24 protein-coding genes are annotated in these 26,297 nt (G+C 69.0%); 19 read left to right on the forward strand and 5 right to left on the reverse strand.

Annotated features, from left to right (window positions below):
- Positions 1-15: 15 nt before the first annotated feature.
- The 6 genes from rplQ to glmM all read left to right on the forward strand — a co-directional run bounded on the left by rplQ (position 16) and on the right by glmM (position 6,095).
- Positions 16-552 carry a 50S ribosomal protein L17 gene (rplQ, locus tag HNR24_RS12940; protein ID WP_058887512.1) on the forward strand — a complete coding sequence of 179 codons (537 nt, stop codon included), beginning with the start codon at positions 16-18 and terminating at the stop codon, positions 550-552.
- Between the two features lie 142 nt (positions 553-694).
- Entirely contained in the window at positions 695-1,573 is an 879-nt protein-coding gene (truA, locus tag HNR24_RS12945) for a tRNA pseudouridine(38-40) synthase TruA (RefSeq protein ID WP_058887511.1), read from the forward strand.
- Between the two features lie 229 nt (positions 1,574-1,802).
- Positions 1,803-3,266: a sugar porter family MFS transporter gene (locus HNR24_RS12950; protein WP_058887510.1), complete on the forward strand. Its 1,464-nt coding sequence runs from the start codon at positions 1,803-1,805 to the stop codon at positions 3,264-3,266.
- A 369-nt stretch (positions 3,267-3,635) separates the two neighbouring features.
- The gene (gene rplM, locus HNR24_RS12955; protein WP_058887509.1) at positions 3,636-4,079 is read left to right on the forward strand and encodes a 50S ribosomal protein L13; all 444 of its coding nucleotides are present in this window, start codon (positions 3,636-3,638) and stop codon (positions 4,077-4,079) included.
- A 37-nt stretch (positions 4,080-4,116) separates the two neighbouring features.
- Positions 4,117-4,614, forward strand: coding sequence for a 30S ribosomal protein S9 (gene rpsI / locus HNR24_RS12960; protein WP_058887508.1), 498 nt, complete (start codon positions 4,117-4,119; stop codon positions 4,612-4,614).
- Positions 4,615-4,742: 128 nt separating this feature from the next.
- Positions 4,743-6,095 carry a phosphoglucosamine mutase gene (gene glmM, locus HNR24_RS12965; protein WP_058887507.1) on the forward strand — a complete coding sequence of 451 codons (1,353 nt, stop codon included), beginning with the start codon at positions 4,743-4,745 and terminating at the stop codon, positions 6,093-6,095.
- Positions 6,096-6,152: 57 nt separating this feature from the next.
- On the opposite strand, the gene mscL is transcribed toward glmM, so the two are convergent.
- From mscL to coaA, 3 genes are all read right to left on the reverse strand, one after another.
- Positions 6,153-6,683, reverse strand: coding sequence for a large conductance mechanosensitive channel protein MscL (mscL, locus tag HNR24_RS12970; protein WP_083504572.1), 531 nt, complete (start codon positions 6,681-6,683; stop codon positions 6,153-6,155).
- A 107-nt stretch (positions 6,684-6,790) separates the two neighbouring features.
- Positions 6,791-7,813 (reverse strand): M15 family metallopeptidase, encoded by a 1,023-nt coding sequence (locus HNR24_RS12975; protein ID WP_058887506.1) that lies wholly within the window; start codon positions 7,811-7,813, stop codon positions 6,791-6,793.
- Positions 7,814-7,889: 76 nt separating this feature from the next.
- Entirely contained in the window at positions 7,890-8,879 is a 990-nt protein-coding gene (gene coaA, locus HNR24_RS12980; RefSeq protein ID WP_375139293.1) for a type I pantothenate kinase, read from the reverse strand.
- Positions 8,880-8,965: 86 nt separating this feature from the next.
- Between coaA and glmS the strand changes: the two genes are divergently transcribed.
- The 8 genes from glmS (at position 8,966) to tsaD (ending at position 17,233) form a co-directional block, all read left to right on the forward strand.
- A complete protein-coding gene (gene glmS / locus HNR24_RS12985) occupies positions 8,966-10,837 on the forward strand; it encodes a glutamine--fructose-6-phosphate transaminase (isomerizing) (protein WP_182495966.1) in 1,872 nt (623 codons plus the stop codon).
- A 140-nt stretch (positions 10,838-10,977) separates the two neighbouring features.
- Positions 10,978-11,328 carry a holo-ACP synthase gene (locus HNR24_RS12990; protein WP_058887504.1) on the forward strand — a complete coding sequence of 117 codons (351 nt, stop codon included), beginning with the start codon at positions 10,978-10,980 and terminating at the stop codon, positions 11,326-11,328.
- 2 nt (positions 11,329-11,330) lie between these two features.
- Positions 11,331-12,815, forward strand: a complete 1,485-nt coding sequence (locus tag HNR24_RS12995; protein ID WP_182495967.1) for an NAD(P)H-hydrate dehydratase — start codon at positions 11,331-11,333, stop codon at positions 12,813-12,815.
- A gap of 45 nt (positions 12,816-12,860) precedes the next feature.
- Positions 12,861-14,177 (forward strand): alanine racemase, encoded by a 1,317-nt coding sequence (alr, locus tag HNR24_RS13000; protein ID WP_182495968.1) that lies wholly within the window; start codon positions 12,861-12,863, stop codon positions 14,175-14,177.
- A complete protein-coding gene (gene tsaE / locus HNR24_RS13005) occupies positions 14,174-14,764 on the forward strand; it encodes a tRNA (adenosine(37)-N6)-threonylcarbamoyltransferase complex ATPase subunit type 1 TsaE (protein ID WP_182495969.1) in 591 nt (196 codons plus the stop codon). Before alr ends, tsaE begins: the two co-directional genes overlap by 4 nt.
- Before the next feature lie 17 nt (positions 14,765-14,781).
- On the forward strand, positions 14,782-15,561 hold the full coding sequence (gene tsaB, locus HNR24_RS13010) for a tRNA (adenosine(37)-N6)-threonylcarbamoyltransferase complex dimerization subunit type 1 TsaB (RefSeq protein WP_182495970.1): 780 nt from the start codon (positions 14,782-14,784) through the stop codon (positions 15,559-15,561).
- A complete protein-coding gene (gene rimI / locus HNR24_RS13015; protein WP_182495971.1) occupies positions 15,558-16,109 on the forward strand; it encodes a ribosomal protein S18-alanine N-acetyltransferase in 552 nt (183 codons plus the stop codon). Before tsaB ends, rimI begins: the two co-directional genes overlap by 4 nt.
- A complete protein-coding gene (tsaD, locus tag HNR24_RS13020; RefSeq protein WP_182495972.1) occupies positions 16,106-17,233 on the forward strand; it encodes a tRNA (adenosine(37)-N6)-threonylcarbamoyltransferase complex transferase subunit TsaD in 1,128 nt (375 codons plus the stop codon). Before rimI ends, tsaD begins: the two co-directional genes overlap by 4 nt.
- Before the next feature lie 27 nt (positions 17,234-17,260).
- Here tsaD and HNR24_RS13025 read toward each other — a convergent pair whose 3' ends face one another.
- Complete coding sequence (locus HNR24_RS13025) at positions 17,261-18,424, reverse strand: glutamate--cysteine ligase (RefSeq protein ID WP_179440917.1); 1,164 nt, start codon at positions 18,422-18,424, stop codon at positions 17,261-17,263.
- Between the two features lie 161 nt (positions 18,425-18,585).
- On the opposite strand from HNR24_RS13025, the gene HNR24_RS13030 reads away from it, so the two are divergent.
- Entirely contained in the window at positions 18,586-20,388 is a 1,803-nt protein-coding gene (locus HNR24_RS13030; RefSeq protein WP_182495973.1) for a glycoside hydrolase family 3 protein, read from the forward strand.
- A 4-nt stretch (positions 20,389-20,392) separates the two neighbouring features.
- On the opposite strand, the gene HNR24_RS13035 is transcribed toward HNR24_RS13030, so the two are convergent.
- Positions 20,393-21,682 (reverse strand): class I SAM-dependent methyltransferase, encoded by a 1,290-nt coding sequence (locus tag HNR24_RS13035; RefSeq protein WP_182495974.1) that lies wholly within the window; start codon positions 21,680-21,682, stop codon positions 20,393-20,395.
- Positions 21,683-21,905: 223 nt separating this feature from the next.
- Between HNR24_RS13035 and HNR24_RS13040 the strand changes: the two genes are divergently transcribed.
- From HNR24_RS13040 to HNR24_RS13055, 4 genes are all read left to right on the forward strand, one after another.
- The gene (locus HNR24_RS13040; protein WP_182495975.1) at positions 21,906-23,027 is read left to right on the forward strand and encodes a siderophore ABC transporter substrate-binding protein; all 1,122 of its coding nucleotides are present in this window, start codon (positions 21,906-21,908) and stop codon (positions 23,025-23,027) included.
- A gap of 180 nt (positions 23,028-23,207) precedes the next feature.
- Positions 23,208-24,293 carry an ABC transporter permease gene (locus HNR24_RS13045; protein WP_083504569.1) on the forward strand — a complete coding sequence of 362 codons (1,086 nt, stop codon included), beginning with the start codon at positions 23,208-23,210 and terminating at the stop codon, positions 24,291-24,293.
- Entirely contained in the window at positions 24,290-25,444 is a 1,155-nt protein-coding gene (locus HNR24_RS13050; protein WP_083504568.1) for an iron chelate uptake ABC transporter family permease subunit, read from the forward strand. Before HNR24_RS13045 ends, HNR24_RS13050 begins: the two co-directional genes overlap by 4 nt.
- Positions 25,441-26,211, forward strand: a complete 771-nt coding sequence (locus HNR24_RS13055) for an iron ABC transporter ATP-binding protein (RefSeq protein ID WP_182495976.1) — start codon at positions 25,441-25,443, stop codon at positions 26,209-26,211. Before HNR24_RS13050 ends, HNR24_RS13055 begins: the two co-directional genes overlap by 4 nt.
- Positions 26,212-26,297: the final 86 nt, after the last annotated feature.

Below are 26,297 nucleotides of genomic sequence, written 5' to 3' on the forward strand. Positions count from 1 at the left end.
AAGGAGAACCAGACCATGCCTACCCCCACCAAGGGTCCGCGCCTGGGCGGCAGCCCGTCGCACGAGAAGATGATGTTGGCGAACCTTTCCGCCAACCTGTTCGAGCACCGCTCGATCACCACCACGCTGACCAAGGCCAAGCGCCTGCGTCCCTACGCCGAGCGTCTGATCACCATGGCGAAGCAGGGCGACATCGCCGCGCGTCGTCGTGTGGTCGGCAAGATCAGCGCCAACAGCGCGACCAACCAGGCGATCGTCCACGAGCTGTTCACCGTGATCGCCCCGGCCATGGCCGAGCGCGAAGGCGGCTACACCCGCATCGTGAAGATCGGCAACCGCAAGGGTGACAACGCGCCCATGGCCGTGATCGAGCTCGTCATGGAGCCCGTCTCGCCGAAGCAGGCAGTGGTCAAGGAGGCCGAGCAGGCCACCGCGACCCCCGCCGCGCAGCCGGTCCAGGAGGAGACCCCCGAGGTCGAGTCCACCGAGACTGCCGACACCGAGGCGGAGTCCGCTGCAGCGGAGTCCACCGAGGGTGAGAGCCAGAAGTAAGCCTCTCAAAAACGCACACCTCAGGCGCCCCGATCTTACCGATCGCGGGCGCCTGACGTGTCTGCAGCGAAGTCTGAACCGCCCTGCGCACCGGGGGCACATCCGGTGCGTGCACGGAAGCCGCAGGAAGGGATGAGCGCCCATGCGCGTCCGCGAAGCCCATCAGGACCCGACTCAGCGGGTGCGTCTCGATCTCGCCTATGACGGCAGCGCCTACCACGGCTGGGCCGCACAGCCGGGTCTGCGCACCGTGGAAGGAGCTCTCCGGGAGGGTCTGGCCACACTCTTCCGTCGCGAGGTGCCGCTGGTGGTCGCCGGACGCACCGACGCCGGGGTTCATGCCCGGGGGCAGGTCGTCCACCTCGACCTGAGCGACGCCGAGTACTCCGGTCTCGGCCGAGGTCGCGGGATCACCCCCGATCAGGCACTGGTGCGCCGACTCGCTGGGGTCCTGCACCGGGAGCACGGCGCCGTCGTCGTCTTCTCCGCCGCCGCGGTGCCGCCGAGCTTCGACGCGCGATTCTCCGCGCTGAGTCGCAGCTACCGCTATCGCATCGCGGATGCTCCGGTGCTGCAGGACCCGCTGCGCCGTTGGGACACCGCCTGGCATCGCACGCCCCTGGACGCGGAGGCGATGCGCCTGGAGGCAGCCTCTGTGGCCGGACTCCAGGACTTCGGGAGCTTCTGTCGGCCCCGGGAGCGCAGCACCACCATCCGGGAGCTCCACGGTTTCAGCATCGGGCGTGACCCGCAGGGGGTGATCGTCGCGGAACTGACCGCTGACGCCTTCTGCCATCACATGGTGCGTGCGCTCATCGGCGCCTGCCTGGACGTGGGGGAGGGGCGCCGAGCCCCTGGCTGGCTGAGCAGCCGACTCGCCGAGCCGAGCTGGGACCAGTCGGTCAGGCTCGCCCAGCCCGCGGGGCTGGTGCTGGAATCGGTGCAGTACCCGGCTCCGGAGCAGCTGGGCCACCGCGCCGAGCAGACCCGGGCGCTTCGGCGCAGCGCCGAGCAGGCCTGAGCTGCGCGCGAAGCTGTGATATCAGGCACATCGGAGGAAGTTTCTCAGTCAGGTCCTGACGTGCCTGAAGCCTGTCACCACGCGGGAGAATGCCAGCATCAGCCCAGGCGGGTGGGGATCACCCGGGGGTCCGGGGGTGGCGTGGTTCACGTTCAGGCAGCATACTCATTCGGGCTTGCCTTCATCGACGAAGGCCCTCATCCCTGACCTGCTAAGGAACCAACCTCTGATGAGCACCACCCCCCGCTCCCAGGAATCCGGTCTAGGCGGCGTCGCGTGGGTCGTACTGGTCGCCGCGTTCGGCGGCTTCCTCTTCGGCTTCGACACCGCAGTGATCAACGGGGCCGTCGGCCCCATCCAGGACCAGTTCTCACTCTCAGACCTTGCCATCGGCTTCACCGTCTCCTCGGCGCTGCTGGGCTGCATGGTGGGCGCCTGGGCCGGCGGGAGCCTCTCAGACCGCATCGGTCGCCAGCGCGCGATGATGGTGGCCGCGGCGCTGTTCTTCATCTCCGCGATCGGCTCGGGACTCGCGTTCGGCGCCGTGGACCTGGTGCTCTGGCGGGTGCTCGGCGGCATCGGCGTGGGCATGGCCTCGGTGATCGCCCCGTCCTACATCGCCGAGGTCGCCCCGACACACCTGCGCGGACGCCTGGGCTCCACCTGGCAGCTGGCCATCGTGGTCGGCATCTTCATGGCTGCCGCCTCGAACGCGTTCATCGCCAACGTCGCTGACGGGGCAGCCGAGGAGCTGTGGTTCGGGCTGGAGGCCTGGCGCTGGATGTTCCTGCTCGAGGCGGGTCCGGCGCTGCTCTACGCCCTGCTTGCCTCCTCCATCCCGGAATCCCCGCGCTATCTGGTCTCCCGAGGCCGGGACAAGCAGGCGGCGAAGGTGTTGCAGGAGATCGTCGGCATTCAGGGTGAGGCCGCCATCGCGCAGAAGATCAAAGACGTCCGCGAAACCATCAACATGGAGGCCCGACAGCGCTTCCGCGACCTGATCGTGGGCGGGCGGCTCACCCCGATCGTCTGGGTGGGCCTGGGCCTGGCGGTCTTCCAGCAGTTCGTCGGCATCAACGTGATCTTCTATTACTCCAACACGCTGTGGCAGGCGGTGGGTATCGCGGAGGACCAGGCATTCCTGGTCCAGATCATCACCACCAGCGTGAACATCGTGGCCACCGTGATCGGCATCATCATCGTGGACCGGGTGGGTCGCCGGATCCCGCTGGCCGTGGGCTCTGCGGGCATGGCCGCAGGACTGGGCATGATGGCGGTGGCCTTCAGCCAGGCGATCATCACCGTGGGAGCCGACGGCGAGGAGCTGGTCTCGCTCCCCGGCGCCTGGGGCATGATCGCGCTGGTCTCCGCGAACGTCTTCGTGCTCTTCTTCGGAGCCACCTGGGGGCCGTTCATGTGGGTCCTGCTGGGGGAGATGTTCCCCAACCGGGTCCGCGCCGTGGCGCTGGGCGTGACCGCGTCCGCGAACTGGGCCGCGAACTTCCTGATCTCGATGCTCTTCCCCGAGATGGCGGCGTTCTCCCTGGTCTTCGCCTACGGCTTCTACGCGGCCTCGGCGCTGCTCTCCATGTTCTTCGTGCTCAAATGGGTGCCCGAGACCAAGGGGCGCGAGCTCGAGGACATGTCAGACTCCGCCTACGAGAAGACGCCGCGGGCCGCGAAGACACGCTGAATCGCGCCCGCGATCCCCGGCCGGCTCGGCTCCCAGGCCCCATCAATACAGTGCCGCCCCCGCCCCGTTGGGCGTCCCGCCAGCGGCCCGCCCGCAGCGCGACTTTGCTCAAAGGTGGGGGCGCTCTGTATAGTTATTGGTTGTTGTGCGTGTCCACCCCTGCGTGGGTCCGTGTCGAGGCGGCTCAGTTGCATGGTCGTCAGCCTCCACGGACTGCAGGGGAACTCACGGGCCCGGTCTTTTCCCAGTCCTCACCTGGGAATCCGGATGTCGCACTCGCGAAGAAACAGTCATTGACGCTCGGTGCTTCTCACACATCGCAGAGTCCAGTGCACTGAACCGTAGAACATCGACCGAAGGCATACCAACGTGCGTACGTACACCCCGAAGCCTGGCGACGCCGATGCCCAGTGGCACGTCATCGACGCGACTGACGTCGTGCTGGGCCGTCTCGCCTCCCACACCGCCACGCTGCTGCGCGGCAAGCACAAGCCGACCTTCGTCCCTCACCAGGACATGGGCGACTTCGTCATCATCATCAACGCCGAGAAGGTCGCCGTGACCGGCGACAAGGCCGAGAAGAAGCGCTACTGGCGCCACTCCGGCTTCCCCGGCGGCATCAAGTCGCTGACCTTCAACGAGATGGTCACGCGCTACCCGACCCGCGCTGTCTACCAGGCGGTCAAGGGCATGCTGCCCCACAACAAGCTCGGCACGGCACAGCTGAAGAAGCTGCGCGTCTACGCAGGTGCTGAGCACCCGCATGTCGCGCAGCAGCCGAAGCCGTTCGACATCTCCCAGGTCACTCAGTAGTCCTGGCCACCCGACACTAGAATTTTCAAGGAGAATCGTGGCTCAGAACACTGAAGAGCTCACCGAAACCGAGGAGCTTTCAAGCTACACCTCGGAATCAACCCCCACCGAGGAGACCGCCGGCGAGTCCGAGCGTGCACCGCTGACCGTCGGCGGCGCCGCCATCGGTCGTCGCAAGCGCGCCCGTGCCCGTGTGCGCATCACCCCGGGCACCGGCAAGTGGAGCCTGAACGGTCGCAGCCTGGAGGAGTACTTCCCCAACAAGCTGCACCAGCAGGAGGTCAATGACCCCTTCACCCTGCTCGGCCTCAAGGGCGCCTACGACGTCATCGCCCGCATCGACGGCGGCGGCCCCTCGGGTCAGTCCGGCGCGCTGCGGCTGGGCATCTCCCGGGCGCTGAACGAGGTCGACCGCGACCACAACCGTGCGCCGCTGAAGAAGGCTGGATTCCTGACCCGCGACGCCCGCGCCGTGGAGCGCAAGAAGGCCGGTCTGAAGAAGGCCCGCAAGGCCCCGCAGTACTCCAAGCGCTGATCGATCTGCTCCCGGGGCGCCACGCGCTGCCCCGGGACTGATCGTCCCGCTCGAAGAACCCCGCCGGAGACTCTCCGGCGGGGTTCTTCGCGTCTGAGCGGGCCTCGGCCAGTACACTGAACGTCATCATGGCACGACTTTTCGGCACTGACGGCGTGCGCGGTGTGGCCAACGAGCTGCTCACCGCTGAACTCGCCCTCACCCTCTCCCAGTCAGCAGCAACCGTCCTCGGCCACCGTCAGGTGCTCCCGGGCACCCGACCCACCGCGGTGGTGGCGCGCGACCCGCGCATCTCGGGAGAATTCATCTCCGCCGCCGTCCAGGCGGGCATCGCCAGCAGCGGCGTCGACGTCTTCGACGCCGGAGTGCTGCCCACTCCCGCCGCCGCCTTCCTGGTGGCCGACATCGACGCGGACTTCGGCGTGATGATCTCCGCCTCGCACAACGCGGCCCCGGACAACGGCATCAAGTTCCTGGCCCGCGGCGGCCACAAGCTCGATGACGCCGCGGAGGACGCGATCGAGACTCAGATGGGACTGACGCCGCCACGGCCCACCGGGGCCGATGTCGGACGGGTCAGCCGGTTCGCCGACGCGGAGGACCGCTACCTGGTGCACCTGCTGCGCTCCCTGGACGGCACCAGCCTCAAGGGGCTCAAGATCGTGCTGGACTGCGCCCACGGCGCCGCCGCCGGAGTCTCCCCGCAGGCCTTCACCGATGCCGGGGCCGAGGTGATCGTCATCGGCGCGGAGCCCGACGGGCTGAACATCAACGAAGGCTACGGCTCCACCCACCTGGGTCCGCTGCAGGACGCGGTGCGCGAGCATGGCGCCGACCTGGGCATCGCTCACGACGGCGACGCCGATCGCTGCCTGGCGGTCGATCACACCGGCGAGGTGATCGACGGTGACCAGATCATGGGCATCCTGGCGATCGCGCAGAAGGAAGCCGGGACCCTGATCGATGACACCCTGGTGGTCACCGTGATGTCCAACCTGGGGTTGAAGCTGGGCATGGAGGCCGCCGGGGTCAAGCTGGTGGAGACCGCCGTGGGGGACCGCTACGTGCTGGCCGCCATGCGCGCCTCCGGTTACAACCTCGGCGGGGAGCAGTCAGGGCATCTGATCTTCGCGGACTACGCCACCACCGGTGACGGCCTGCTCACCGGACTGCAGCTGGCCGCCCGGGTCGCGGCCACCGGCCGCTCCGTGCGGACCCTGGCGGACGAGGCGATGACCCGCCTCCCGCAGGTGCTGATCAACGTCAAGGGCGTGGACCGCACCCGGGTCAAGACGCACGAGCCGGTGCAGGAGGCCGTCGCGCAGGTCGAAGCCCGGCTGGGAGCCACCGGGCGGGTGCTGCTGCGCCCCTCGGGCACCGAACCGGTGGTCCGGGTGATGGTGGAGGCTTCCACCGCGGAGCTGGCCCGCGCCGAGTCCGAGGCGCTGGCGGACATCGTCAAGGCCGAACTCGCCCTGTAGCCCCACAGGCGCCTCGCTGGAGGATTCCCCGGGGCGCCCCTCAACGTCTGTTGGGGGCTAGTCCTTGCCCCAGACCACGTCTTTCGCCTTGCCCAGCACCGGGTGACGCCTGGGCTCCTGGGAGCTCCTCTGCTCCGCCTCCTCGGCCGCCTGCCGCTGCGCCTCGGCGAGCGAGGCGAGGAACGCGGGGTTGGTGACCTCGGTCTGGGCCTTGAGCTGGTCGCGGATCTCGCGGAGCAGCGAGATGTTCTCATCTTCGACGGCGGGCGGCGCCGTCTTCGCCCGACGCTCCCGGGCCTCCACCATCCGGGTCATCGGGGCGATGATCACGAAGTAGACCGCACCGGCGATCAGCAGGAAGTTCACCATCGCGGTCAGCAGTACCCCGAACCGGATGGGGGTGTCGTTGAGCACCACCAGCGCGAAGTCGTCGAAGTCCGGGGTCCCGACCAGCGCGGAGATCAGCGGCATGAGCACGCTCTCCACCAGGGCGCTGACGACGGCAGTGAATGCCGTTCCGATGACCACTGCGGTGGCCAGGTCCACGACGTTTCCGCGCGTGATGAAGTGCCTGAATCCTTTGAGCATGAGAGAAGTCTAGGACACCACTGACCTGCGACTGCGGCGTCCCGTGGCGGCCCAGGTGACGGCCAGGCGAGGCTTGCAGGGCCAGCCGTGGCGCTGCCGTCGTCCTGTCAGGGGGCTGCGGGCAGCTCCGGCGCCGCGGAGTCATAGTCAGGTGCCGCCGGCTGGTCCCAGTACTCCTCCAGGGTCAGCCCCTGCGCCGCGACCTCCTCGGCGGTCTCCCGCCCGACATAACGAAGATGCCAGGGTTCGAACTCATAGCCGGTGATCTCCTGAGCCCCTTCGAGATACCGGATGACGAAGCCGTGCTCGGCTGCGTTCTCCGCGACCCACCGGCCCTCGGAGGTCTCGGCGAAGCAATGACCCTGGGTGCACTCGGGGTTCTCGATGCTGATCACATCTGCCGCCAGTCCGGTCTGGTGCTCCGAATAGCCCGGCCGGGCCACCAGCTCATCGGTCTCCTCGGTGCCCACCGCCGCCTGCCGATTCGCGTAGATGCTTCGCTGAGCCTCGTAGGAGCGGTAGCCGCTGGTCATCGCGAGGACCTCACCGTCCTGGTTCGCGGCCTCGATGAGCTGGGCGAGCGCCTCGGCGGCCGGCTCGCGCAGCAGCAGCTGGTTCTGCGTGGTCGTCCGCACCTCTGGCACCACCAGGTCTTCAGGCGCGTAGCTCAGGGGCTCCAACGGGTTCCGCGCGTTCACCAGCACGTGGATCGAGTCGGGGTCCCACGAGGCTTCGCTGGCGCGCCCCGGCGTCGGTTCCGGGGTCGGCTCTGGAGTCGACTCCGGGGCGGGTTCTGCGGTGGGATCCGAATCAGTCTCCAAGCCTGACGCACTGTCGGACTCGGCGTCTGACGCCCCGTCGGACTCGGCGCCTGACGCCCCGTCGGACTCGGCGTCGGGATCCGGGGCCTGCGGGAGCTGGTCACCGCGCACCTCGGCCAGCGGCTGCTCCGCGCCCAATCCTGTGGCCACAGCGTTGAAGGCGCGCGGGACGAAGTAGCCGATCAGCAGCAGCACGCCGATCACCAGCACCGCTGCCAGCGCTCGACGCCGACGGTAGATCCGAGCGCGGCGGTCCGCCTGCTCCTGGAACTCACGGCGCCCCTGATCGGTGAGCCGGGCTCGCGGCATCACAGGCCCCCGAACCGGGGCCGGCTGCGGCGGGCGGGGCAGGGCGCACAGAGAGGCGGCAGGAACATCTTGTGAATCAGACCTTGCGCAGCAGCACCCGGGAGACCGAATGGTCCTCGCCCTTGGCCATGACCAGGCGGGCCCGGGAACGGGTCGGGGCGATGTTGGCGCGCAGGTTCGGGCCGTTGATCCGGCTCCAGATATCCGTCGCGCGCGCCTGGGCCTGCTCGTCGTCGAGGAAGGAGTACTGGTGGAAGTAGCTCTGCGGATCCGCGAATGCCCCGTCGCGCCACCGCATGAACCGATCCACGTACCACTGCTCGATGTGCTTGGGCTTGGCGTCGACGTAGATGGAGAAGTCGAAGAAGTCGCTCAGCGCCAGCCCAGTGGTGCCGTCCTCGCGCACCCGGGCGGGCTGCAGGACGTTGAGTCCCTCCACGATCAGCACGTCAGGCTGCCGGATCACCACTTCACGGTCCGGGACGATGTCATAGACCAGGTGGGAGTACCAGGGGGCGCGCACCTCAGGCTTGCCCGACTTCACCTCAGAGACCATCCGCAGCAGCGCCCGGCGGTCATAGGCCTCCGGGAAGCCCTTGCGGTCCATCAGGCCGCGGCGCTGCAGCTCGGCGTTGGGGTAGAGGAAGCCGTCTGTGGTGACCAGCTCCACCCGCGGGGTGGAGGGCCAGCGGCGCAGCATCTCCTGGAGCACGCGCGCGGTGGTGGACTTGCCCACCGCCACGGACCCCGCCACCCCGATGACGAAGGGGGTGCGCAGGGTCTGCTCACCCAGGAACTCGTTCGCCGCGGAGCGCAGCTGCGCGGCGGACTCCACGTAGATCGAGAGCAGCCGGCTCAGCGGAAGGTAGATCTGCTCGACCTCGTTGAGCGAGAGGTGCTCGCCGATGCCACGCAGCCGGTCGACGTCGTCCTGGTTCAGCGGCTGCTGGATGGTGTCTGCCAACCGGGCCCAGGCCTGCCGGTCCAGCTCCGCGAATGGGGAGTGGGAGGTGTTCGGCGGCTCGGGCTTGGAGGGTGATCCTGCCCAAGGTGCGGTGCCCGCCACCAGGGCGGGCAGCGGCCCCGTGGAGGCGCGCGGACGAGGATCTTCGGATGGGTGCTCAGACACGTTGACACGATACGCTATCCCCCATGTGTGGAATCGTCGGCTATATAGGCCTGCCCGAGAAGACCAGTCAGCACTCAGCACTCGACGTGCTTCTAGAGGGACTTCGTCGCCTGGAGTACCGCGGCTACGACTCCGCCGGCGTGGCGACCGTGGCGGCGGGGACCGTCTCCACGCGGAAGAAGTCCGGCAAGCTCGCGAACCTGCTCGCCGAGATCGACGCCGCCCCGATGGAGGCAGCCTCGGTGGGCATCGGGCACACCCGCTGGGCCACCCACGGAGCTCCCACGGATCAGAACGCTCACCCGCACCTGGCCGACGGCGGCAAGCTCGCCGTGATCCACAACGGGATCATCGAGAACTTCGCCCAGCTCAAGGCGAAGCTGGTCGCAGCCGGGGAAGAGTTCAGCTCGCAGACGGACACCGAGGTGGCCGCGAAGCTGATCGGTCAGTACTTCACCGGCTCCGCCGCCGGTGACCTCACGGAGGCGATGCGACTGGCCTCCAGCGAGCTCGAGGGCGCATTCACCCTGCTCGCCGTGCACGCCGACCAGCCTGATCGTGTGGTCGCCTCGCGGCGGAACTCGCCGCTGGTCGTCGGGCTGGGGGAGGGAGAGAACTTCCTTGGCTCCGACGTCTCCGGGTTCATCGACTTCACCCGGGAAGCCGTAGAGCTGGAGCAGGATCAGGTGGTGACCATCACCACCGAGGACGTCGCGATCATCAATTTCGACGGCACCGAAGCGGAGGGCAAGCGCTTCTCGGTGAACTGGGACGCCGCCGCCGCGGAGAAGGGCGGCTTCGGAACCTTCATGGAGAAGGAGATCCACGATCAGCCCAAGGCCGTGGAGGACACCCTGCTGGGCCGCACCGACGCCTCCGGTCGGCTGGTGCTCGATGAGCTGCGGATCGACCCCGAGGAGCTCAAGGGCATCTCCAAGATCATCGTGCTGGCCTGCGGCACCTCCGCCTACGCCGGCATGGTCGCCAAATACGCCATCGAGCACTGGGTGCGGGTGCCCGTGGAGGTGGAGCTCTCCCACGAGTTCCGCTACCGCGATCCGATCATCGACGACTCCACCCTGATCGTCTCGCTCTCCCAGTCCGGGGAGACCATGGACACCCTGATGGCGGTGCGCTACGCCAAGGAGCAGGGCGCACGCACCCTGGCGATCTGCAACACCAACGGCTCCACGATTCCGCGTGAGTCCGACGCCGTGCTCTACACCCACGCCGGGCCCGAGATCGCGGTGGCCTCCACCAAGGCATTCCTGGCGCAGATCACCGCCTCCTACCTGCTGGGCCTCTATATGGCGCAGCTGCGCGGGAAGCTCTTCCAGGGTGAGATCGAGGACATCCTGGCCGATCTGCACAAGATCCCCGGCAAGATCCAAGAGGTCCTCGACGGCGGGGATCAGATCCGCGAACTCGCCCGCGAGATGGCGCAGGAGCCTTCGGTGCTCTTCCTGGGCCGCCACGTCGGCTACCCGGTGGCGATGGAGGGTGCACTCAAGCTCAAGGAGATCGCCTACATCCACGCCGAGGGCTTCGCCGCCGGTGAGCTCAAGCACGGCCCGATCGCGCTGATCGATCAGGGCCAGCCGGTGTTCGTCGTGGTCCCCTCCCCACACGGCCGGGACTCCCTGCACGCGAAGGTGGTCTCGAACATCCAGGAGGTCCGGGCACGCGGGGCCAGGACGATCACCGTGGCCGAGGCCGGCGACGCCGACGTCGTGGACTACTCCGAGACGGTCTTCTACGTCCCCGAGACCCAGCCGCTGCTGATGCCGCTGCTGACCACCGTCCCGCTGCAGATCTTCGCCTGCGCGCTGGCCGCCGAGAAGGGCTACGACGTCGACCAGCCGCGCAACCTGGCCAAGTCGGTCACTGTGGAGTGACCATCGGTATGCAGTGACCTGCTGATCGGGTGACCCGATCAGCAGGTCGGCCCGCTGATCAGGTTGCCCGATCCTCGGGATGATCCGGTCATCGGAGTGACCCGGCATCGGAGTGACCCCTCGCGCAGAAGGAGCAGCATATGATCGTCGGAATCGGCGTCGACGTCGTCCTGGTGACCCGGTTCGAGCACCAGCTGCGGCGGACACCGGCGCTGCGGCAGCGCCTCTTCGTCCCGGCCGAGCGGGAGCTGAACACCCGCTCCCTGGCTGCCCGCTTCGCGGCGAAGGAGGCGGTGGCCAAGGCGCTGGGCGCCCCTGCCGGGATGAACTGGCAGCACGCACAGGTGGTCATGGACTCCGCCGGCGCACCCCATGTCGAGGTCTCCGGCACCGTGGCGCAGGTGGCTGAGTCCAAGGGGGTCAAGCGGTGGCACCTCTCGCTCTCCCACGACGGTGATGTGGCCACTGCGATGGTCATCGCGGAGGGCTGATCATGCCTGTTGCCTCGCTGCCCGTCTACTCCGGCTCCGCGATCCGTGCGGCCGAGGAGCCGCTGCTGGCAGAGGGTCAGGGGCCGGCGCTGATGCGCCGGGCCGCCCACGGCTTGGCCAGCCAGGTGCTGAGCCTGCTGCGCAGCCGGGGCAGCATCTATGGGTCCCTGGTGGTCGGGCTCATCGGTTCCGGCAACAACGGCGGAGATGGACTCTACGCGCTGGCACAGCTGCGCGCCCGGGGAGTCGACGCGCGAGCGGTGCTGGTCACCGAGCGAACCCACGCCGCGGCGCTGGAAGAGTTCCGGCGCGCCGGAGGACGCCTGAGCCAGGAGGTGCCGGGACAGACCACGGTGCTGATCGACGCGATCCTGGGCACCGGAGCGCGCGGCGCCTTCACGCTCCCCACGATCCCGGGCCTCGCTGAGGCCGCTCGCAGCAGCACCGTCGTCGCCTGTGACATCCCGTCCGGGGTGGATGCCGACACCGGACGCTGCCCCGGAGACGCGCTCGCCGCTCAGCACACCGTGAGCTTCGGCGCTGCGAAGCTGGGTCTGCTGCTGGGCGAGGGCGGGCTGCTCAGCGGCGAGATCCACACCGTGGACATCGGCCTCGGCGATCAGCTGCCGGCTCCCGCCGCGCGGGAGCTGACCGGTCCCGAACACGGCGCCCCACGACCCCGTCCGGGGGACCACAAGTACACCCGCGGCATCCTGCAGGTGGTCGCCGGCTCCGGCCAGTTCCCGGGGGCAGCCGAACTCACCGTGGGTGCTGCGATCACCTCCGGAGTTGGCATGGTCCGGCTCCAGGCCGAGCCGGCCGTCTCCTCCTCCGTGCTGCACTCCTGGCCGGAGGCCGTGATGAGTCAGGGCCGCGCTGTGAAGGCGCTCGAGGGGGCCACCGCCGTCGCCATCGGCCCGGGACTGGGACGGGACCGGTCACGACTGGTGGAGGCTGAGACCATGCTGCGCGGCACAGTCCAGGCCGAGCTGCCCTGCGTGCTCGACGCGACGGGCCTGGAGCTGCTGCGCGGTGACCTGCTGAGCGCCGGTGACCTGGGGGCGCAGCTGATCGTGACCCCGCACCTGGGCGAAGCCCGGCGCCTGGCAGAGGCACTGGAGGACGACGCGCTGCGAGAACTTCTGGCCGGTGAACCGAACACTCTCGAGGCGGCGCGCGCCCTGGCTCAGGCGCTGGGGGTCACGGTCCTGCTCAAGGGGCCCAGCACCGTGGTGGCCGGTCCCACGGACGAGCCGGCGTGGATCGTGCGCGCGGCGACCCCCGGGCTGGCCACGGCGGGCACCGGGGATGTGCTCACCGGGATCATCGGGGCGCTGCTGGCCACCGCACCGCGCACCTCTGATCTGTGCTTCTCCGGCATCGCCGCCGAGGGTGCGCGTCTGCACTCCGCCGCTGCCGCCCGCCTGGACCCCGAGGGCCGCGGGCACTTCGGTGCCAGCGCGCTCGTCGGCGCGCTGCGCGAGTAGCGGCCGCGCCACGACCGTGTCCGTGGCACTCGATAGGGTGGTTCCATGAGCATCCACGGCGACCCCCGCGCCACCTTCCACCCCGAGGCCGCTGAGCGCGCAGCGGTGATCGACCCTGCGGCGATCAGGCACAACGTGCGCACCATCGCGTCCTATGTGCAGCCAGCAAAGGTGCTGGTGGCCGTGAAGGCAGAGGGCTACGGACATGGCGCCGTCACCGCGGCCCGAGCCGCGCTCGAGGCAGGAGCCGACTGGCTGGGCACCGCCCATGTCAGTGAGGCGCTGGTGCTGCGCAGAGCCGGAATCCAGGCGCCGATCCTGGCCTGGCTGCACACCCGGGGAACGGACTTCGCGGCTGCCCTGGGAGAGCACATCGACCTGGGCATCTCCGGCTGGGAGATCCATCACGTGGCGCGCGCGGCCGAGTCCCTGCAGAAGCCCGCCCGGGTGCACCTGAAGATCGACACCGGCCTGGGTCGCAACGGCTGCACCATCGAGGAATGGCCCGAGCTGCTGCGCCTGGCCGCGCAGTACCAGGAGCGCGGCCTGCTCAGCGTGGAGGGGATCTTCACCCATCTCGCCGTGGCCGATGAGCCGGACCGTCGCGAGACCGATGACCAGCTCGCGGTCTATCGCCGCGCGCTGGAGCTCGCCGAGGAGCATCGGATCGTGCCGGACCTGAGACATGTGGCGAACACCCCAGGCGCCTTCTCCCGCCCGGACGCCCATTTCGACATGGTCCGGGTCGGGGTCGGGGTCTATGGACACAGCCCGTTCGCGGACCGGACAGCCGAGGATCTGGGCCTGCGCCCGGCCATGGAGCTGCGCACCACAGTGGCCAACGTGAAACGCGTCCCCACCGGCCAGGGCATCAGCTATGGGCTGACCCACCGGGTGGACCGCCCCACCAGCCTGGCGCTGATCCCGATGGGCTACGCCGACGGCATCCCACGCGTGGCGGTCCACGCCCCGGTCTGGATCCAGGGCCGGCGCTACCAGTCGGTGGGACGTGTGGCCATGGACCAGTTCGTGGTCGACCTCGGGGAGGAGGAGACCGACGTCCAGGTCGGGGATGAGGTGGTCATCTTCGGCGGAGACTCCGGGATCGAAGCCGCCGACTGGGGCAGCGCCGCCGGAACCATCAACTACGAGATCATCACCCGGATCGGGGAACGTGTGCCCCGCATCGTGCAGGACTCGGGGCTGGACTCGACGCAGGACTCTGAGCCCGGCGTTCCACGGGCCTCTGCGCCGGGCTCAGCGCGGGACTCAGAACAGAACCCAGGACAGAACCCAGGACAGAACGCAGGGCAGGGCGCCGCGGGCACCCCAGACGGGGGAGAGCGGCGGGATCTCGCATGAGCCGCGACCAGGGACCGGTCGCCGCGCTGCCGGGTGAGCACTGGAGCCGTGAGGTCATCCTGGAGGACCTCAGCGCCACTGCGGAGTTCGCCGAGGCGCTCGCCGGTCAGCTCAGGCCCGGTGATCTGCTGGTGCTCACCGGAGGCCTCGGCGCAGGCAAGACCACCTTCACCCAGTCCCTGGGCAGCGCGCTGCGGGTCAGCGGACCGATCAGCTCACCGACCTTCATCCTCAGCAGGATCCACCGGTCGCAGGACCATGGTCCGGACCTGGTGCACGTCGATGCCTACCGGGCCGCGTCAGGGAGCCTGGAATCTCTGGACCTGGCCTCCACCCTGGCGGACTCCGTGACCGTGGTGGAGTGGGGCCGCGGGATCGTTGAGACGGCGTTGATGGGGGCTGATGGGTCCTGGCTGGATCTCGAGCTGATCCGGGACCCGGGAGCCGCTTCCACACCGGGGACAGAACCGGAAGCCGACGCCATCCGCACCGACTTCTCGGAGACCGAGGCCGATCTGCTCGGAGCCCGACGGCGCGCCGTCCTGCGCGGCTATGGCCCGGACTGGACGCAGCCGCCGCAGCTGTGACGAACTACGATGGAGGGGTGCTTCTCGCGATCGATTCCTCCGCCGGCGCCTCTGTGGCCGTGCTCGACGACGGCCAGGTGCGGGCCCAGTGGCGCACCGCCGAGACGACGACCCATGCCGAGGTGCTCGCCGAAGCGGTGGCGCAGACGATGCGCGAGGCCCGGGTCACCGGAGCCGGGCTGCGCGGCGTCGTCGTCGGCGTGGGGCCGGGTCCCTTCACCGGGCTGCGGGTCGGACTGGCGCTGGCGCACTCGCTCGCCGAGGTCTGGGGCGTGCCGCTGCACGGGGTGTGCAGCCTGGACTCGCTGGCCCAGCGTGCTCTGAACCAATCTGCCCTGAACCAGCCTGCCCTGAACCAGTCGGCGGGGGACTCAGGACCCGTGAGCGGGGAGTTCCTCGCGGCCAGTGATGCTCGGCGCCGCGAGGTGTACTGGGCCCGCTACCGCAGCGATGCCCATGGATTCGCGGAGCTGCTGGAGGGGCCGCAGGTCAGTGCTGCCAGCGAACTGCCGGATCTGCCGGTGGTGGGCATCGCGGCGAGCCTCTACCCACAGGTGTTGACCCCGCGCTCGCCGGAACAGGGGCACTGGCTGCCCGATGCCGTGGAGCTGGGTCAGCTCGCCGAGCGCGCGCTCGAGCGCGACCCCACCGCCGAGCCCCGCCCCGCCCAGCGCGACCCCGCCGCCGAGCCCCGCGCCGCCGAGCCCGGTGCGGTGCTGCGCGACCCGCTCCCGCTCTACCTCCGGGAGTCCGACGCCAAAGTGCCAGCCCAGATGCGCGCCAGGCAGGCCTCATGAGCCGCCCAGAGACGCAACGCTCCGACCCGGAGCGCTACCAGGTGAGCCAGATGACGGCGCTGGACGTGCCCGAGGTGCTCGCCCTGGAGAACCGGCTCTTCCCGCACGACGCCTGGCCGGAGAGCTTCTTCTACGACGAGCTCGCGCACACCACCGGCAGCTCCGGCGAGGCGCCCACCCGGCGCTACTGGGTGGCCCGGGATGCCGCCGGTCAGCTCGCTGGATACGCCGGGATGATGTGCCTGCTGCCGCTGGCCGATGTGCAGACCCTGGCGGTGGCGCCCGAGGCGCAGGGCCGTGGGCTTGGCACCCGCCTGCTGCGCCTGCTGGTCCGCGCCGCACGTCAGGACGCCGCCGAGCAGATCCTGCTGGAGGTCCGCGCCGACAACCCGGGGGCGCAGGCCCTCTACCGGCGTGAGGGCTTCACCCACATCCACACCCGGGCGCAGTACTACCCCGACGGCCAAGACGCGCTGATCATGGCGAAGCCGCTGACCGACCTCTCCGCGCCCAGCTCGGCGACAGACCTCAGGAGCCCCACCCCATGACCGAGACTTCTCCGGCACCCCGCGCCCCGCTGGTGCTCGGCATCGAGACCTCCTGCGACGAGACCGGCATCGGGATCGTCCGAGGGACCCAGCTGCTGGCGAACACCGTCTCCTCCTCCATGGAGGAACACGTCCGCTTCGGCGGCGTGATCCCGGAGATCGCCGCCCGCGCCCACCTCGAAGCCTTCCGCCCCACGCTTCGCCAGGCGTTGGACACCGCCGGGATCGAGCTGGACGAGGTGGACGCGATCGCTGTGACCGCCGGCCCCGGGCTGGCCGGCGCCCTGATGGTGGGACTCTCCGCCGCCAAGGGACTCGCCCTGGCCGCCGGCAAGCCGCTCTACGGGGTCAACCACCTCGTCGCACACGTCGGCGTGGGCCTGCTGGACCCCGCAGAGGAGGGCACCGCGGCGAACGGCACCGGGCACTCCGGTATGCGGGCGCTGCCGCAGAACTCCGGGGCGCTGCTGGTCTCGGGCGGGCACACCGAGATCCTGCGGGTCGGCTCGCTGACCAGTGATGTGCAGCTGCTGGGCTCCACGATCGACGACGCCGCCGGTGAGGCCTTCGACAAGACCGCGCGCCTGCTGGGCCTGGGCTACCCGGGGGGCCCCGCGATCGACGCCGCGGCAGCCGGCGGGGATCCGCAGGCCTTCCGGTTCCCGCGCGGGCTGACCCTGCCGAAGTTCGAAGGCTCTGCGCAGGCCCCGGGAAAGCACCGGCACAACTGGTCCTTCTCCGGGCTGAAGACCTCAGTGGCCCGCGCGGTGGAACAGTTCGAGGCCGCCGGAAGGCCGGTCCCGGTGGCCGATATCGCGGCCAGCTTCCAGGAGGCCGTGGTGGACGTGATCACGGCCAAAGCGGTGCGCGCCGCCACGGAGCACGGGATCAAGACGCTGCTGCTGGGCGGGGGAGTCGCGGCGAACAAGCGGCTGCGCGAGCTGCTGGCGCAGCGCTGCGCCGAGGCCGGCATCGAGCTGCAGATCCCCCCGGTGAGCCTGTGCACCGACAACGGCGCGATGGTCGCCGCGTTGGGCGCCCAGCTCGTCGCCGCCGGGACGGCGCCGTCCTCGCTCTCGATCCCGGCCGATTCCTCCCAGCCGGTTCAGCGGATCAGCGTCTGAGTCGGATCCGGCTGGGGGCTGGACGGATCAGACCCGTCGGGGCCCGTTGATCGACATCCGGGTGCGCGCCGCCGCATCGAGCACCACCTGGCGCAGGTCCCCCTGGTGGGTCTCCGCGACCTGGCGCTGCCGCATATAGCCGGCACCGTCGCGCATCATCTGCTCGACCAGCGCCAGCTCATCGGCGCATCCCAGCTCCTTGGCCACCGGTTCCAGCCGGTTCAGCTCCTGCTGCAGATGATCGGTGACCAGCATCTCGTCGCCCTCGGCGTTGAGGATGATCTCGGCGTCGAGGCCGTAGCGCGCGGCGCGCCACTTGTTCTCCTGCACGAACCAGGGTGGCATCGAGACCACTTTGCCGCCGTTCTCCAGGTCCTTGACCGTGGAGTGCACGATGCACTGGGTCAGCGCCGCGACCCCGGCGATCTCCTCCAGCGTGGCCAGACCGTCGCAGACCCGCAGCTCCACGGTGCCCAGCCTCGGCACCGCCCGGACGTCCCAGCGCACCTCGGTGACGTCGTTGATCACCCCGGTGTGCTCCAAGTCGCTCACGGCCTTCTCATAGCCGGACCACTCCTCGAACTGGAAGGAGGCCCCGGCGGTGGGCAGCTGCTGGAAGACCAGGGCGCGCTGCGAGGCGTAACCGGTGTCCTCACCTGACCAGTACGGCGAGGAGGCGGTCAGCGCCTGGAAATGCGCGTTGTAGTTGCACAGCGCGTTGACCGCGGGCATCGCCTGGGCGACGTCGTCCAGGCCCACGTGGACGTGGACCCCGTAGATCACCATCTGGCGGCCCCACCACTGGGTGCGTCTGATCAGCTCCGCGTACCGCTCCTTGTCCGTGACCTCCTGCGCGGTGGGCGCGGCGAACGGGTGCGAGCCCTGGCAGTAGAGCTCGACGTCGAGCGGCTCGCAATGGCGCATCACATTGCGCGCGGTCTCGCGCAGCTGGTCCACCCCGGTGTTCACGTCTGGGCAGACATCGGTGACCAGCTCTACGGTGTTGGTGAGCAGCTCCTGCTTCACGTAGGGGTGCTCATCCTCCGAGCCGAGCTCCGGGAGATCCTGATGACAGGCGCGCAGGACCCGGTCCGCCACCGAGCGAAGATCTCCGGTCTGCCGATCCACCAGCGCCAGCTCCCACTCAAGGCCCAGGGTGGAACGTCGTGATTCAGCGAAGGGTAGTTCCAACAGAGGCTCCTCAGGTGTCGGGGCCGGCGGCCGCATCACCACACAGAATACTGCCCAGACCGGTCATTGCCTGGCGCCCGGCAGGACATTGCCTCGGCGTGCACGGTCCTGCCTGCCGCCGCTGCCCCGATCGTCCAGCCGGCGCGGATATCCTGAGCCACATGTCTTCTGCCGGTCCCTCGCGTCCTCGCCCGCTGCTGGCTGCCGCCGCGCTGTCCTGTCTGCTGCTCAGCTCCTGCGCCTCCGGATCCGACCCTGAGGCTCCGGAGGACACGTCGGGGCCCAGCGGGCAGAGCACCGAGGAGTCCGCGGCCGCCGCGGAGGAGCAGCGTCGCGCCGAGGCCGAGCAGGCCCGGGAGGCCGCGCTCGCGGGACCTGGACCGGAGCATCAGGAGCGCGCCGAGCAGATCGTCGCGGAGTACTCCCTGACCGAGCTGGCAGGGTCGGTGCTGGTGGGGGAGTACGCCACCACCGATGCCGCGCCGATGGCGGACCTGATCGAAGAGCTGCACCTGGGCGGCGCCATCATCATGGGTGCCAATGTCCCGACCGCGGAGCAGGGTGTGGCTACCGAGGAGCTGGCCGCCCAGCTGAGCACCCTGCGCGAAGCCGCCGGCGAGCGCGAGGTGCCCCCGATGATCGGCGTGGATCAGGAGGGTGGACTGGTCACCCGAGTCGGCGTCCCACTCACCGAATGGCCCACCCCGATGGCCTACGGAGCGGCCGCCGGGCAGGACGGGTCTGACCAGGACGAGGCCGATCAAGACGAGGCTGGACCCGACGACGACGCGCTCGCCCGCACCGGGCACCGGTTCCTCGCCTCGGAGCTCGCCGAGCTGGGGTTCAGCACCAGCTTCGCGCCCAACGGGGACGTCACCGTGGGGGCCACGGATCCGACCATCGGCTCGCGCTCCTTCGGCTCCGACGCCGAGGCCGTCACCGAGCTGACGATGCAGAGCATCCGCGGTCTGGCCGAGGGTGGCCTGGCCGGATCGATCAAGCATTTCCCCGGGCATGGCTCGGTCACCGAGGATTCCCACCAGACGCTCCCGGTCCAGGACGCCGGCCTCGAGGAGCTGCGCACCCGCGACTGGGCACCCTTCGCCGAGGCCGCCGAGGCAGGTGTCCCGATGATCATGATGGGCCACATCGAGGTGCCCGCGTTGGAAGAAGGCGTGCCCTCCTCACTCTCCGCCGCCGCCTACACCGAGCTGCGCGAACTGGGCCACGACGGGGTGGTGGTCACCGACGCGCTGAACATGGGCGCCATCGTCCAGGGCTACGGTGGTGACCAGGCCGCCGTGAGTGCGCTCACCGCAGGCGCGGACCTGCTGCTGATGCCCGCCGATGTCCGCGGCGCGCACGCCGGCATCCTCGCGGCCGTGGAGTCGGGCGAACTGGACCGCGAACGCCTTGAGCAGGCGGCGGAACGTGTCGCTGCGCTGCAGCTCTGGCAGGCCGAGCTGGCCGCCGGAGATCTCGCCGCCGGGCCGGGAGCTCAGCTGCCCGAGGAGCTGCGCGGGGAGCAGGAGGATGAAGACGCCGCCGCGGAATCGGATTCCGGCAGCGCAGAAGCGACTGCGGCGCAGCTGAGTGAATCCGCGGTGACCCTGGTCGCTGGTGAGTGCGAGGCGGACCTGGCCGCTGCCGGCATCAGCATCGTGGGCGGCAGTGAACAGGACCGCTCCCGGCTGACCGCAGCCGCCGAGGCCGCCGGCCTCAGCGTGGGCACCGGGACTGTGGTGAACCTGGTCGGGGAGTCCAGCGCCGCCGGGGGAGACGTCGCGGTCGCCCTGGACCGCCCCGAGGTCCTGGCTGGAGCCGATGCCGCCACGCAGATCGCGCTCTACGGGCGCACCGAGGAGTCCTTCCAGGCTCTCGCCGCGGTGCTCGCCGGAACTCAGGCGCCGGGAACGCTCCCGGTCGAGGTGGGGGAGCTGCCTCGCGGCCACTCCGCATGCTGAGCGATCACAGCGGCTCCACCACCGCGAAGACCCGCTCCTCGCCCAACCGGGTGATCACCAGCGTGGCGTGACGCTTCGGCCCCTTGGGCCGCTTCTTCGGCAGCAGCTGCTGGCGCAGCCTCTCCGGGACGACGTCGACGCCGCGCTTCTTGATCTCCAGACTGGTCACTGCGGCCTCGGTGACCCAGGCCTTGAGCGTCTTCAGATTGAAGGAGTCGACCTCAAGCACCTGGAACTGCCGGGAGAGCCGGTAGTCAGGGTCGGTCACGGGCTCATCGGCGCAGAAGTAGGCGATGTGTTCATCCAGCAGATGAGCTCCCAGCGAGTCCGCGAGCTCAGCGATGAGTCCAGATCGGATCACCGCAGGGTCCGGTTCATGCAGCACTCCGAAGAGCCCTTCTCGCCCCGACGGCTCGGCCTGGACGCCGGCGCCGAAGTCAGTGTCGCTGACCAGCTCCACAGCGGCGCTGCCGTCCTCAGGCAGCAGCGTGGCTGCCCGCCGGACGCCGGGCCGGGCCAGGGCGTTGAACCAGAGCACCACCTCGACCAGATCTCCGTCCACTGAGACCCACTCCGCCTCACAGTCGGAGGGGATCAGCTCATGCGGCAGCCCCGGACCGAGCTTGACCCCCATCGGGGTCCCGGTGCTGGCCAGCGCCTTCACGAAGCTCAGCGGCGGGGAGAAGGACTCGGGGTCCCAGAGCCTGGTGGGTCCGGCCGCCGCGGTCTCCTGGGCCGCGTGCGGATCCCGGCGCGCTGGATCCAGCCACAGCCCCCAGCCTCTGGGCGCCCCTGCCTGGAGAAGATCGAAGGTCGCCGCGAAGTCCTCGGCGGTGCCGTGCTGGACGTTCGCCTCCGGGAACGGATGCAGGTTCATGGTGGCCGCCGCAGCGGTGTTCTCATCCGCCTCCACGGCCGTCACGCTCAGCCCCAGGGACGCCGCCGCCAGTGCATCACCCCCGAGGCCGCAGCCGAGATCGACCACCCGGTCCAGTCCCGCGCTCCGGAAGCGCTGGGCGTGGCGCGCCGCCACGGGAAGCCGCGTGGACTGCTGCAGCCCCTCATGGGTGAAGAGCATCCGCGCGGCGAACTCGCCGAACTTCTGGCGTCCGGCCGCGCGCAGCCGGGACTGGGTCAGGGCAGAGGCCACCCGGTCAGGCGGGTGACCGGCGTCGCGCAGCCGCAGGTTCAGCTGCAGCGCCGTCTGCTCGTCATAGGGCGGCAGCGAGTTCAGCAGCTCCCACCCCTCCGGGGTGAGGACGGGGTCGAGCGCATCTGCGGCGGGAGAAGACATCGCCCCTACGCTACCGGGCAGAGTCCGCCGAGTGGAGGCGCTGCGCCGCGGGACGCACAGGAGAATAGCTCACAGTCGAATGTGCGAATCGCGAGAAAGCGTCATATCGCGGTCACCGTTTGCGCTGAATTAGTTAACTATGTAAGTTCTATTTAGCTTAGGACAGACTAACCAGCGACGACATGTCGCGCACTCCGCGCCACAGACCTTGAAAGGCAGGGCTATGCCCACTGCAGAACTCGCGTTCCAGAACACCGGCAGCATCAGCGGCGGAGGCCCCGAGGGTGAGGAGCGGTCCGTGACGCGCAGCTCCACCGGAACGCCGGGGCCTCGGATCCTGGGCGGACTCTGCGTCGGTGTGATCGCCCTGCTCGGACTCAGTGCCTGCGGCTCCGACGCGGCAGCCGATGAAGCCGGTGCCAGTGAGACGGCTGAGGAGGCCGGGGGCGATGCTGAGGGCTCTGGCACCGTCACGATCCAGGATGATCACGGCACCCATGAGGTCTCCACGGATCCAAGCAGCGTCGTGGTCACCGACAACAGGTCCTACCGCACACTGGAGGCCTTCGGGGTCGAGCCCACCGCCGCCGCCCGCAGCCTGATGGATGCTCAGACCCACGCCTATGCGGAGGATGAGTCCATCCTGGATCTCGGGAATCATCGTGAGCCCGATCTGGAGAACGTGGTCGCAGCGGAGCCTGACCTGATCATCAACGGGCAGCGTTTCCAGGACTACTACGAGGATCTCAGCGCCCTGGCGCCGGACGCCACCATCTTGGAGTTCGAGCCGCAGCCCGAGGCTGACCTGGTCGAAGAGCTGATCCGCAAGACCGAGTCGCTCGGCGAGGTCTTCGGGAAGGAAGATGTCGCCGCGGAGCTGGTCGAGGAGCTTCAGACCGAGATGACTCGGGTCCAGGACGCCTATGACGGCGAATCCACTGTGATGGGCCTGCTCACCTCCGGCGGCGACATGAGCTACGTGGCGCCAGGGCCCGATGGTCGCGCCATCGGCCCGGTCTTTGACTCATTCAACCTCACCCCCGCGCTGGAGCAGGAGGGTGAGAACGAGTCCCACGGTGATGACATCTCCGTGGAGGCGATCGCCGCCGCAAACCCGGACTGGCTGCTCGTGTTGGACCGCGACGCCCGGCTGACCCTGGATGAGGGTGAGGAGTACAGTCCCGCGGCCGAGATCGTGGAGGACTCGGCCGCGCTGGCCAACGTCTCTGCCGTGGAGAACGACCAGATCGTGTACCTGCCGGAGAACTTCTACCTCACCGAGGACATCCAGGCGTACACCGAATTCTTCCGCGACTTCGCAGACGCACTCGAAGCCGCGGAATGACCGCAGTTCACTTTCTTGCCAGTCGGTGAATGATGGTCGCCCGACGGTCCCGCGCAGGCCTGGACAACCTGCGCGGGACCGTCCCAATATCAACACGCCGGTATTCGCTAATACGTGTCCTCTTGGCGACACTGCATGTTTCGCTGCTCAGCCCTGCCTTCGTCCTCGTGAAAGCCACCTATGCCTGACACCTCCTCCGCGGCACCGAATCGCCACCGATCTGCCCGCCCGGAGCCCCCGCGACGATCCCTCCAGCAGTACCCGCCGCCGCAGCCGCCGTCGTTCCCGGATGCCCGCGCGATCCGCAGGCAGCACCGGTTCACCCCGGCACTGCTGATCGGGATACTGCTCACCCTCGGACTGCTGCTGCTCTCCCTGAGCACCGGGCAGTACGCCGTCTTCTCCGAAGATGGGTTCTGGATGTTCGGCATCACCCGGGTGCCGCGCACCGTGGCACTGGTGCTCGCCGGTGCCTCCATGGCCATGTGCGGGCTGATCATGCAGCTGCTCACCCAGAACCGCTTCGTGGAGCCCACCACCACTGGGACCACCGAGTGGGCCGGACTGGGACTGATCCTGGTGCTCTGGCTCTTCCCCGGCGCTTCGATGCTCGCCCGGATGAGCGGGGCCGTGACCATGGCCTTCATCGGCACCGTCATCTTCTTCCTCTTCCTGCAGCGGGTGACGCTGAAGTCCTCGCTGATCGTGCCGATCATCGGCATCATGCTGGGTGCGGTGGTCAGCTCCTTCACCACCTACATCGCGCTGATGACCGACCACCTGCAGACCCTAGGCATCTGGTTCGCCGGATCCTTCACCCGGATCGTGGAAGGGCGCTATGAGCTGATGTTCCTGGTGCTGGTGGTGACCGTCCTGGTCTTCCTCACCGCCGACCGGTTCACAGTGGCCGGACTCGGACGCGATATGGCGACCAACGTGGGGCTGAACTACACCGCCGTGCTGTTCCTGGGCACCGCCATGGTCGCCGTGGCCACCGGCGTCACCGCCACCGTGGTGGGCACCCTGCCCTTCCTCGGGCTGATCGTGCCCAACATCATCTCGCTCTTCCGCGGCGATGACCTGCGCAGCAACCTGCCCTGGGTCGCGCTGCTGGGCATCGCCACCGTCACCGCCTGTGACCTGATCGGTCGCACCATCCGGGCGCCCTTCGAGATCCCGGTGGGACTGGTGCTGGGCCTTCTCGGAGCAGTGGTCTTCATCGGGCTGCTGCTGCGGCAGCGGCGGAAGGGCGGGCTGGTCGCATGACCGAACAGCTGGATCGCGCGCGCCACAGCGGACGGGCGGCCTCCGGGGGCCCCGCCGGTTCCGGGACCGCCGCCGATTCCGGGACCATCACCCCTGGTGGTGGAGTCCCGGGCGGCGAGGCCCCTGACCGGGAGGCCCCCGCGCAGACCAGTCGGCATTCCGGGGCGATCACCACCGGGCGCCACCGGGTGCGCTACTGGGGCGTCATGGCGCTGCTGGGCGGGCTCTCGGTGTTCTTCACCGCCGGGATCCTCAGCTACGACAACCCGATGCCCTTCGGCACCGAGGGATACTGGCTGATCGCGAGGATGCGCGCTGAGACCGTGCTGGTCATCGGCGTCGTCGTCCTCGCTCAGGCGATGGCCACAGTGGCGTTCCAGACCGCGACCAACAACCGGATCATCACCCCTTCCATCATGGGGTTCGAGTCGCTCTACGTGGCGATCCAGACCGGTGCCGTGTTCTTCTTCGGCATTGCCGGGGTCACCCTGGTCACCGGTCTGCCGCAGTTCCTGATGCAGGCCGCCGCCATGGTGCTCTTCGCGGTGATCCTCTACTCCTGGCTGCTCAGTGGGAGGTTCTCCAACATCCACATCATGCTGCTGGTGGGTGTGGTGCTCGGCGGCGGGCTCGGCTCGCTCGCCACCTTCATGCAGCGGGTGCTCACTCCCAGCGAGTTCGACGTGCTCACCGCCCGGCTCTTCGGCAATATCGGCAATGCTCGCGGCGAGTACCTGCCCTACGCGATCCCGATCGTGCTGGCCGCGGCACTGCTGCTGTGGTGGCGGGCGCGCCGGCTCAACGTGGTCGCCCTGGGACGCAACACCGCAGAGAACCTTGGGGTGGATCACCGACGGGAGGTGATGCTGATCCTCACGCTGGTATCGGTGCTGATGGCGATGAGCACCTCGCTGGTGGGTCCGATGACCTTCCTGGGCTTTTTGGTCGCCACCCTGGCGTATCAGTTCGCCGACACCTACTCCCACCGGATGCTCTTCCCGATGGCCATCCTGATCGGCTACACCATCCTGGCCGGGGCGTACTTCGTCATGCGCAACATCTTCTACGCCCAGGGCGCGGTGACGCTGATCATCGAGCTCCTGGGCGGAATCGTCTTCCTGATAGTCCTGATGCGAAAGGGTCGCCTGTGATCAGCCTGACCGAGGTCACCAAGAACTACGGCTCGGGGAAAGCCGACGACGCCGTCGCCATCGGCCCGGTCAGCGTGGAGATCGCCGCGGGCGGTGTCACCGCACTGGTGGGGCCCAATGGTGCCGGAAAGTCCACGATCCTGACCATGATCGGGCGGCTGCTCGAGGTGGATGCAGGCCGGATCGAGGTGGCCGGGCACGACGTGGTGAACACGCCTTCGAAGACCATCGCCAAGATCCTCTCCATCCTGCGCCAGGAGAACCACTTTGTCACCCGGCTCACGGTGCGCCAGCTGGTGGGCTTCGGCCGGTTCCCGCATTCCCAGGGTCGGCTGACCGCAGTGGACGAGCGGCACATCTCCGAGGCCATCGACTTCCTGGACCTGACCGCCCTGGAAGGCAGGTACCTGGACCAGCTCTCCGGGGGTCAGCGTCAGCGCGCCTATGTGGCGATGGTGCTGGCCCAGGACACTGACTACGTGCTGCTCGATGAGCCGCTGAACAATCTGGACATGCAGCATGCGGTGCAGATGATGCAGCAGCTGCGCCGCGCCGCCGACGAACTCGGGCGCACCCTGGTGATCGTGCTCCATGACATCAATTTCGCCGCCCGCTACTCGGACAAGATCCTGGCGATGAAGGACGGGGTGGTGGTGGAGCACGGGACACCGGAGGAGATCATGCAGGATGCGGTGCTGACCCGGGTCTTCGACACCGAGGTCACTGTGATCGAGGGCCCGCGCGGGCCGCTGGCGGTGTATTACTGAGCCTCCCTCCGGCCTCACAGGCGGCTGCGTCGGGTCTCAACAGTTGAGACTGCCTGAACCCGTGTACATCGCCCCGCAAGCCCCGA

This window comes from Nesterenkonia sandarakina (assembly GCF_014138825.1).
Classification (GTDB): Bacteria; Actinomycetota; Actinomycetes; order Actinomycetales; family Micrococcaceae; genus Nesterenkonia; species Nesterenkonia sandarakina.

Excerpts from the sequence above, each read along its gene's own strand:
- HNR24_RS12975 (WP_058887506.1), bottom strand. The coding sequence starts at position 7,813 with ATGCCGCGAGCCCGGCTCACCGATCAGGGGCGCCGTGAGTTCCAGGAG.
- HNR24_RS13050 (WP_083504568.1), top strand. The coding sequence starts at position 24,290 with ATGACCGAACAGCTGGATCGCGCGCGCCACAGCGGACGGGCGGCCTCC.
- glmS (WP_182495966.1), top strand. The coding sequence starts at position 8,966 with ATGTGTGGAATCGTCGGCTATATAGGCCTGCCCGAGAAGACCAGTCAG.
- rimI (WP_182495971.1), top strand. The coding sequence starts at position 15,558 with ATGAGCCGCCCAGAGACGCAACGCTCCGACCCGGAGCGCTACCAGGTG.
- tsaE (WP_182495969.1), top strand. The coding sequence starts at position 14,174 with ATGAGCCGCGACCAGGGACCGGTCGCCGCGCTGCCGGGTGAGCACTGG.
- tsaD (WP_182495972.1), top strand. The coding sequence starts at position 16,106 with ATGACCGAGACTTCTCCGGCACCCCGCGCCCCGCTGGTGCTCGGCATC.
- truA (WP_058887511.1), top strand. The coding sequence starts at position 695 with ATGCGCGTCCGCGAAGCCCATCAGGACCCGACTCAGCGGGTGCGTCTC.
- HNR24_RS13040 (WP_182495975.1), top strand. The coding sequence starts at position 21,906 with ATGCCCACTGCAGAACTCGCGTTCCAGAACACCGGCAGCATCAGCGGC.
- HNR24_RS13045 (WP_083504569.1), top strand. The coding sequence starts at position 23,208 with ATGCCTGACACCTCCTCCGCGGCACCGAATCGCCACCGATCTGCCCGC.
- alr (WP_182495968.1), top strand. The coding sequence starts at position 12,861 with ATGAGCATCCACGGCGACCCCCGCGCCACCTTCCACCCCGAGGCCGCT.
- glmM (WP_058887507.1), top strand. The coding sequence starts at position 4,743 with ATGGCACGACTTTTCGGCACTGACGGCGTGCGCGGTGTGGCCAACGAG.
- HNR24_RS12950 (WP_058887510.1), top strand. The coding sequence starts at position 1,803 with ATGAGCACCACCCCCCGCTCCCAGGAATCCGGTCTAGGCGGCGTCGCG.
- HNR24_RS12995 (WP_182495967.1), top strand. The coding sequence starts at position 11,331 with ATGCCTGTTGCCTCGCTGCCCGTCTACTCCGGCTCCGCGATCCGTGCG.
- rplQ (WP_058887512.1), top strand. The coding sequence starts at position 16 with ATGCCTACCCCCACCAAGGGTCCGCGCCTGGGCGGCAGCCCGTCGCAC.
- HNR24_RS13035 (WP_182495974.1), bottom strand. The coding sequence starts at position 21,682 with ATGTCTTCTCCCGCCGCAGATGCGCTCGACCCCGTCCTCACCCCGGAG.
- HNR24_RS13030 (WP_182495973.1), top strand. The coding sequence starts at position 18,586 with ATGTCTTCTGCCGGTCCCTCGCGTCCTCGCCCGCTGCTGGCTGCCGCC.
- HNR24_RS12990 (WP_058887504.1), top strand. The coding sequence starts at position 10,978 with ATGATCGTCGGAATCGGCGTCGACGTCGTCCTGGTGACCCGGTTCGAG.
- mscL (WP_083504572.1), bottom strand. The coding sequence starts at position 6,683 with ATGCTCAAAGGATTCAGGCACTTCATCACGCGCGGAAACGTCGTGGAC.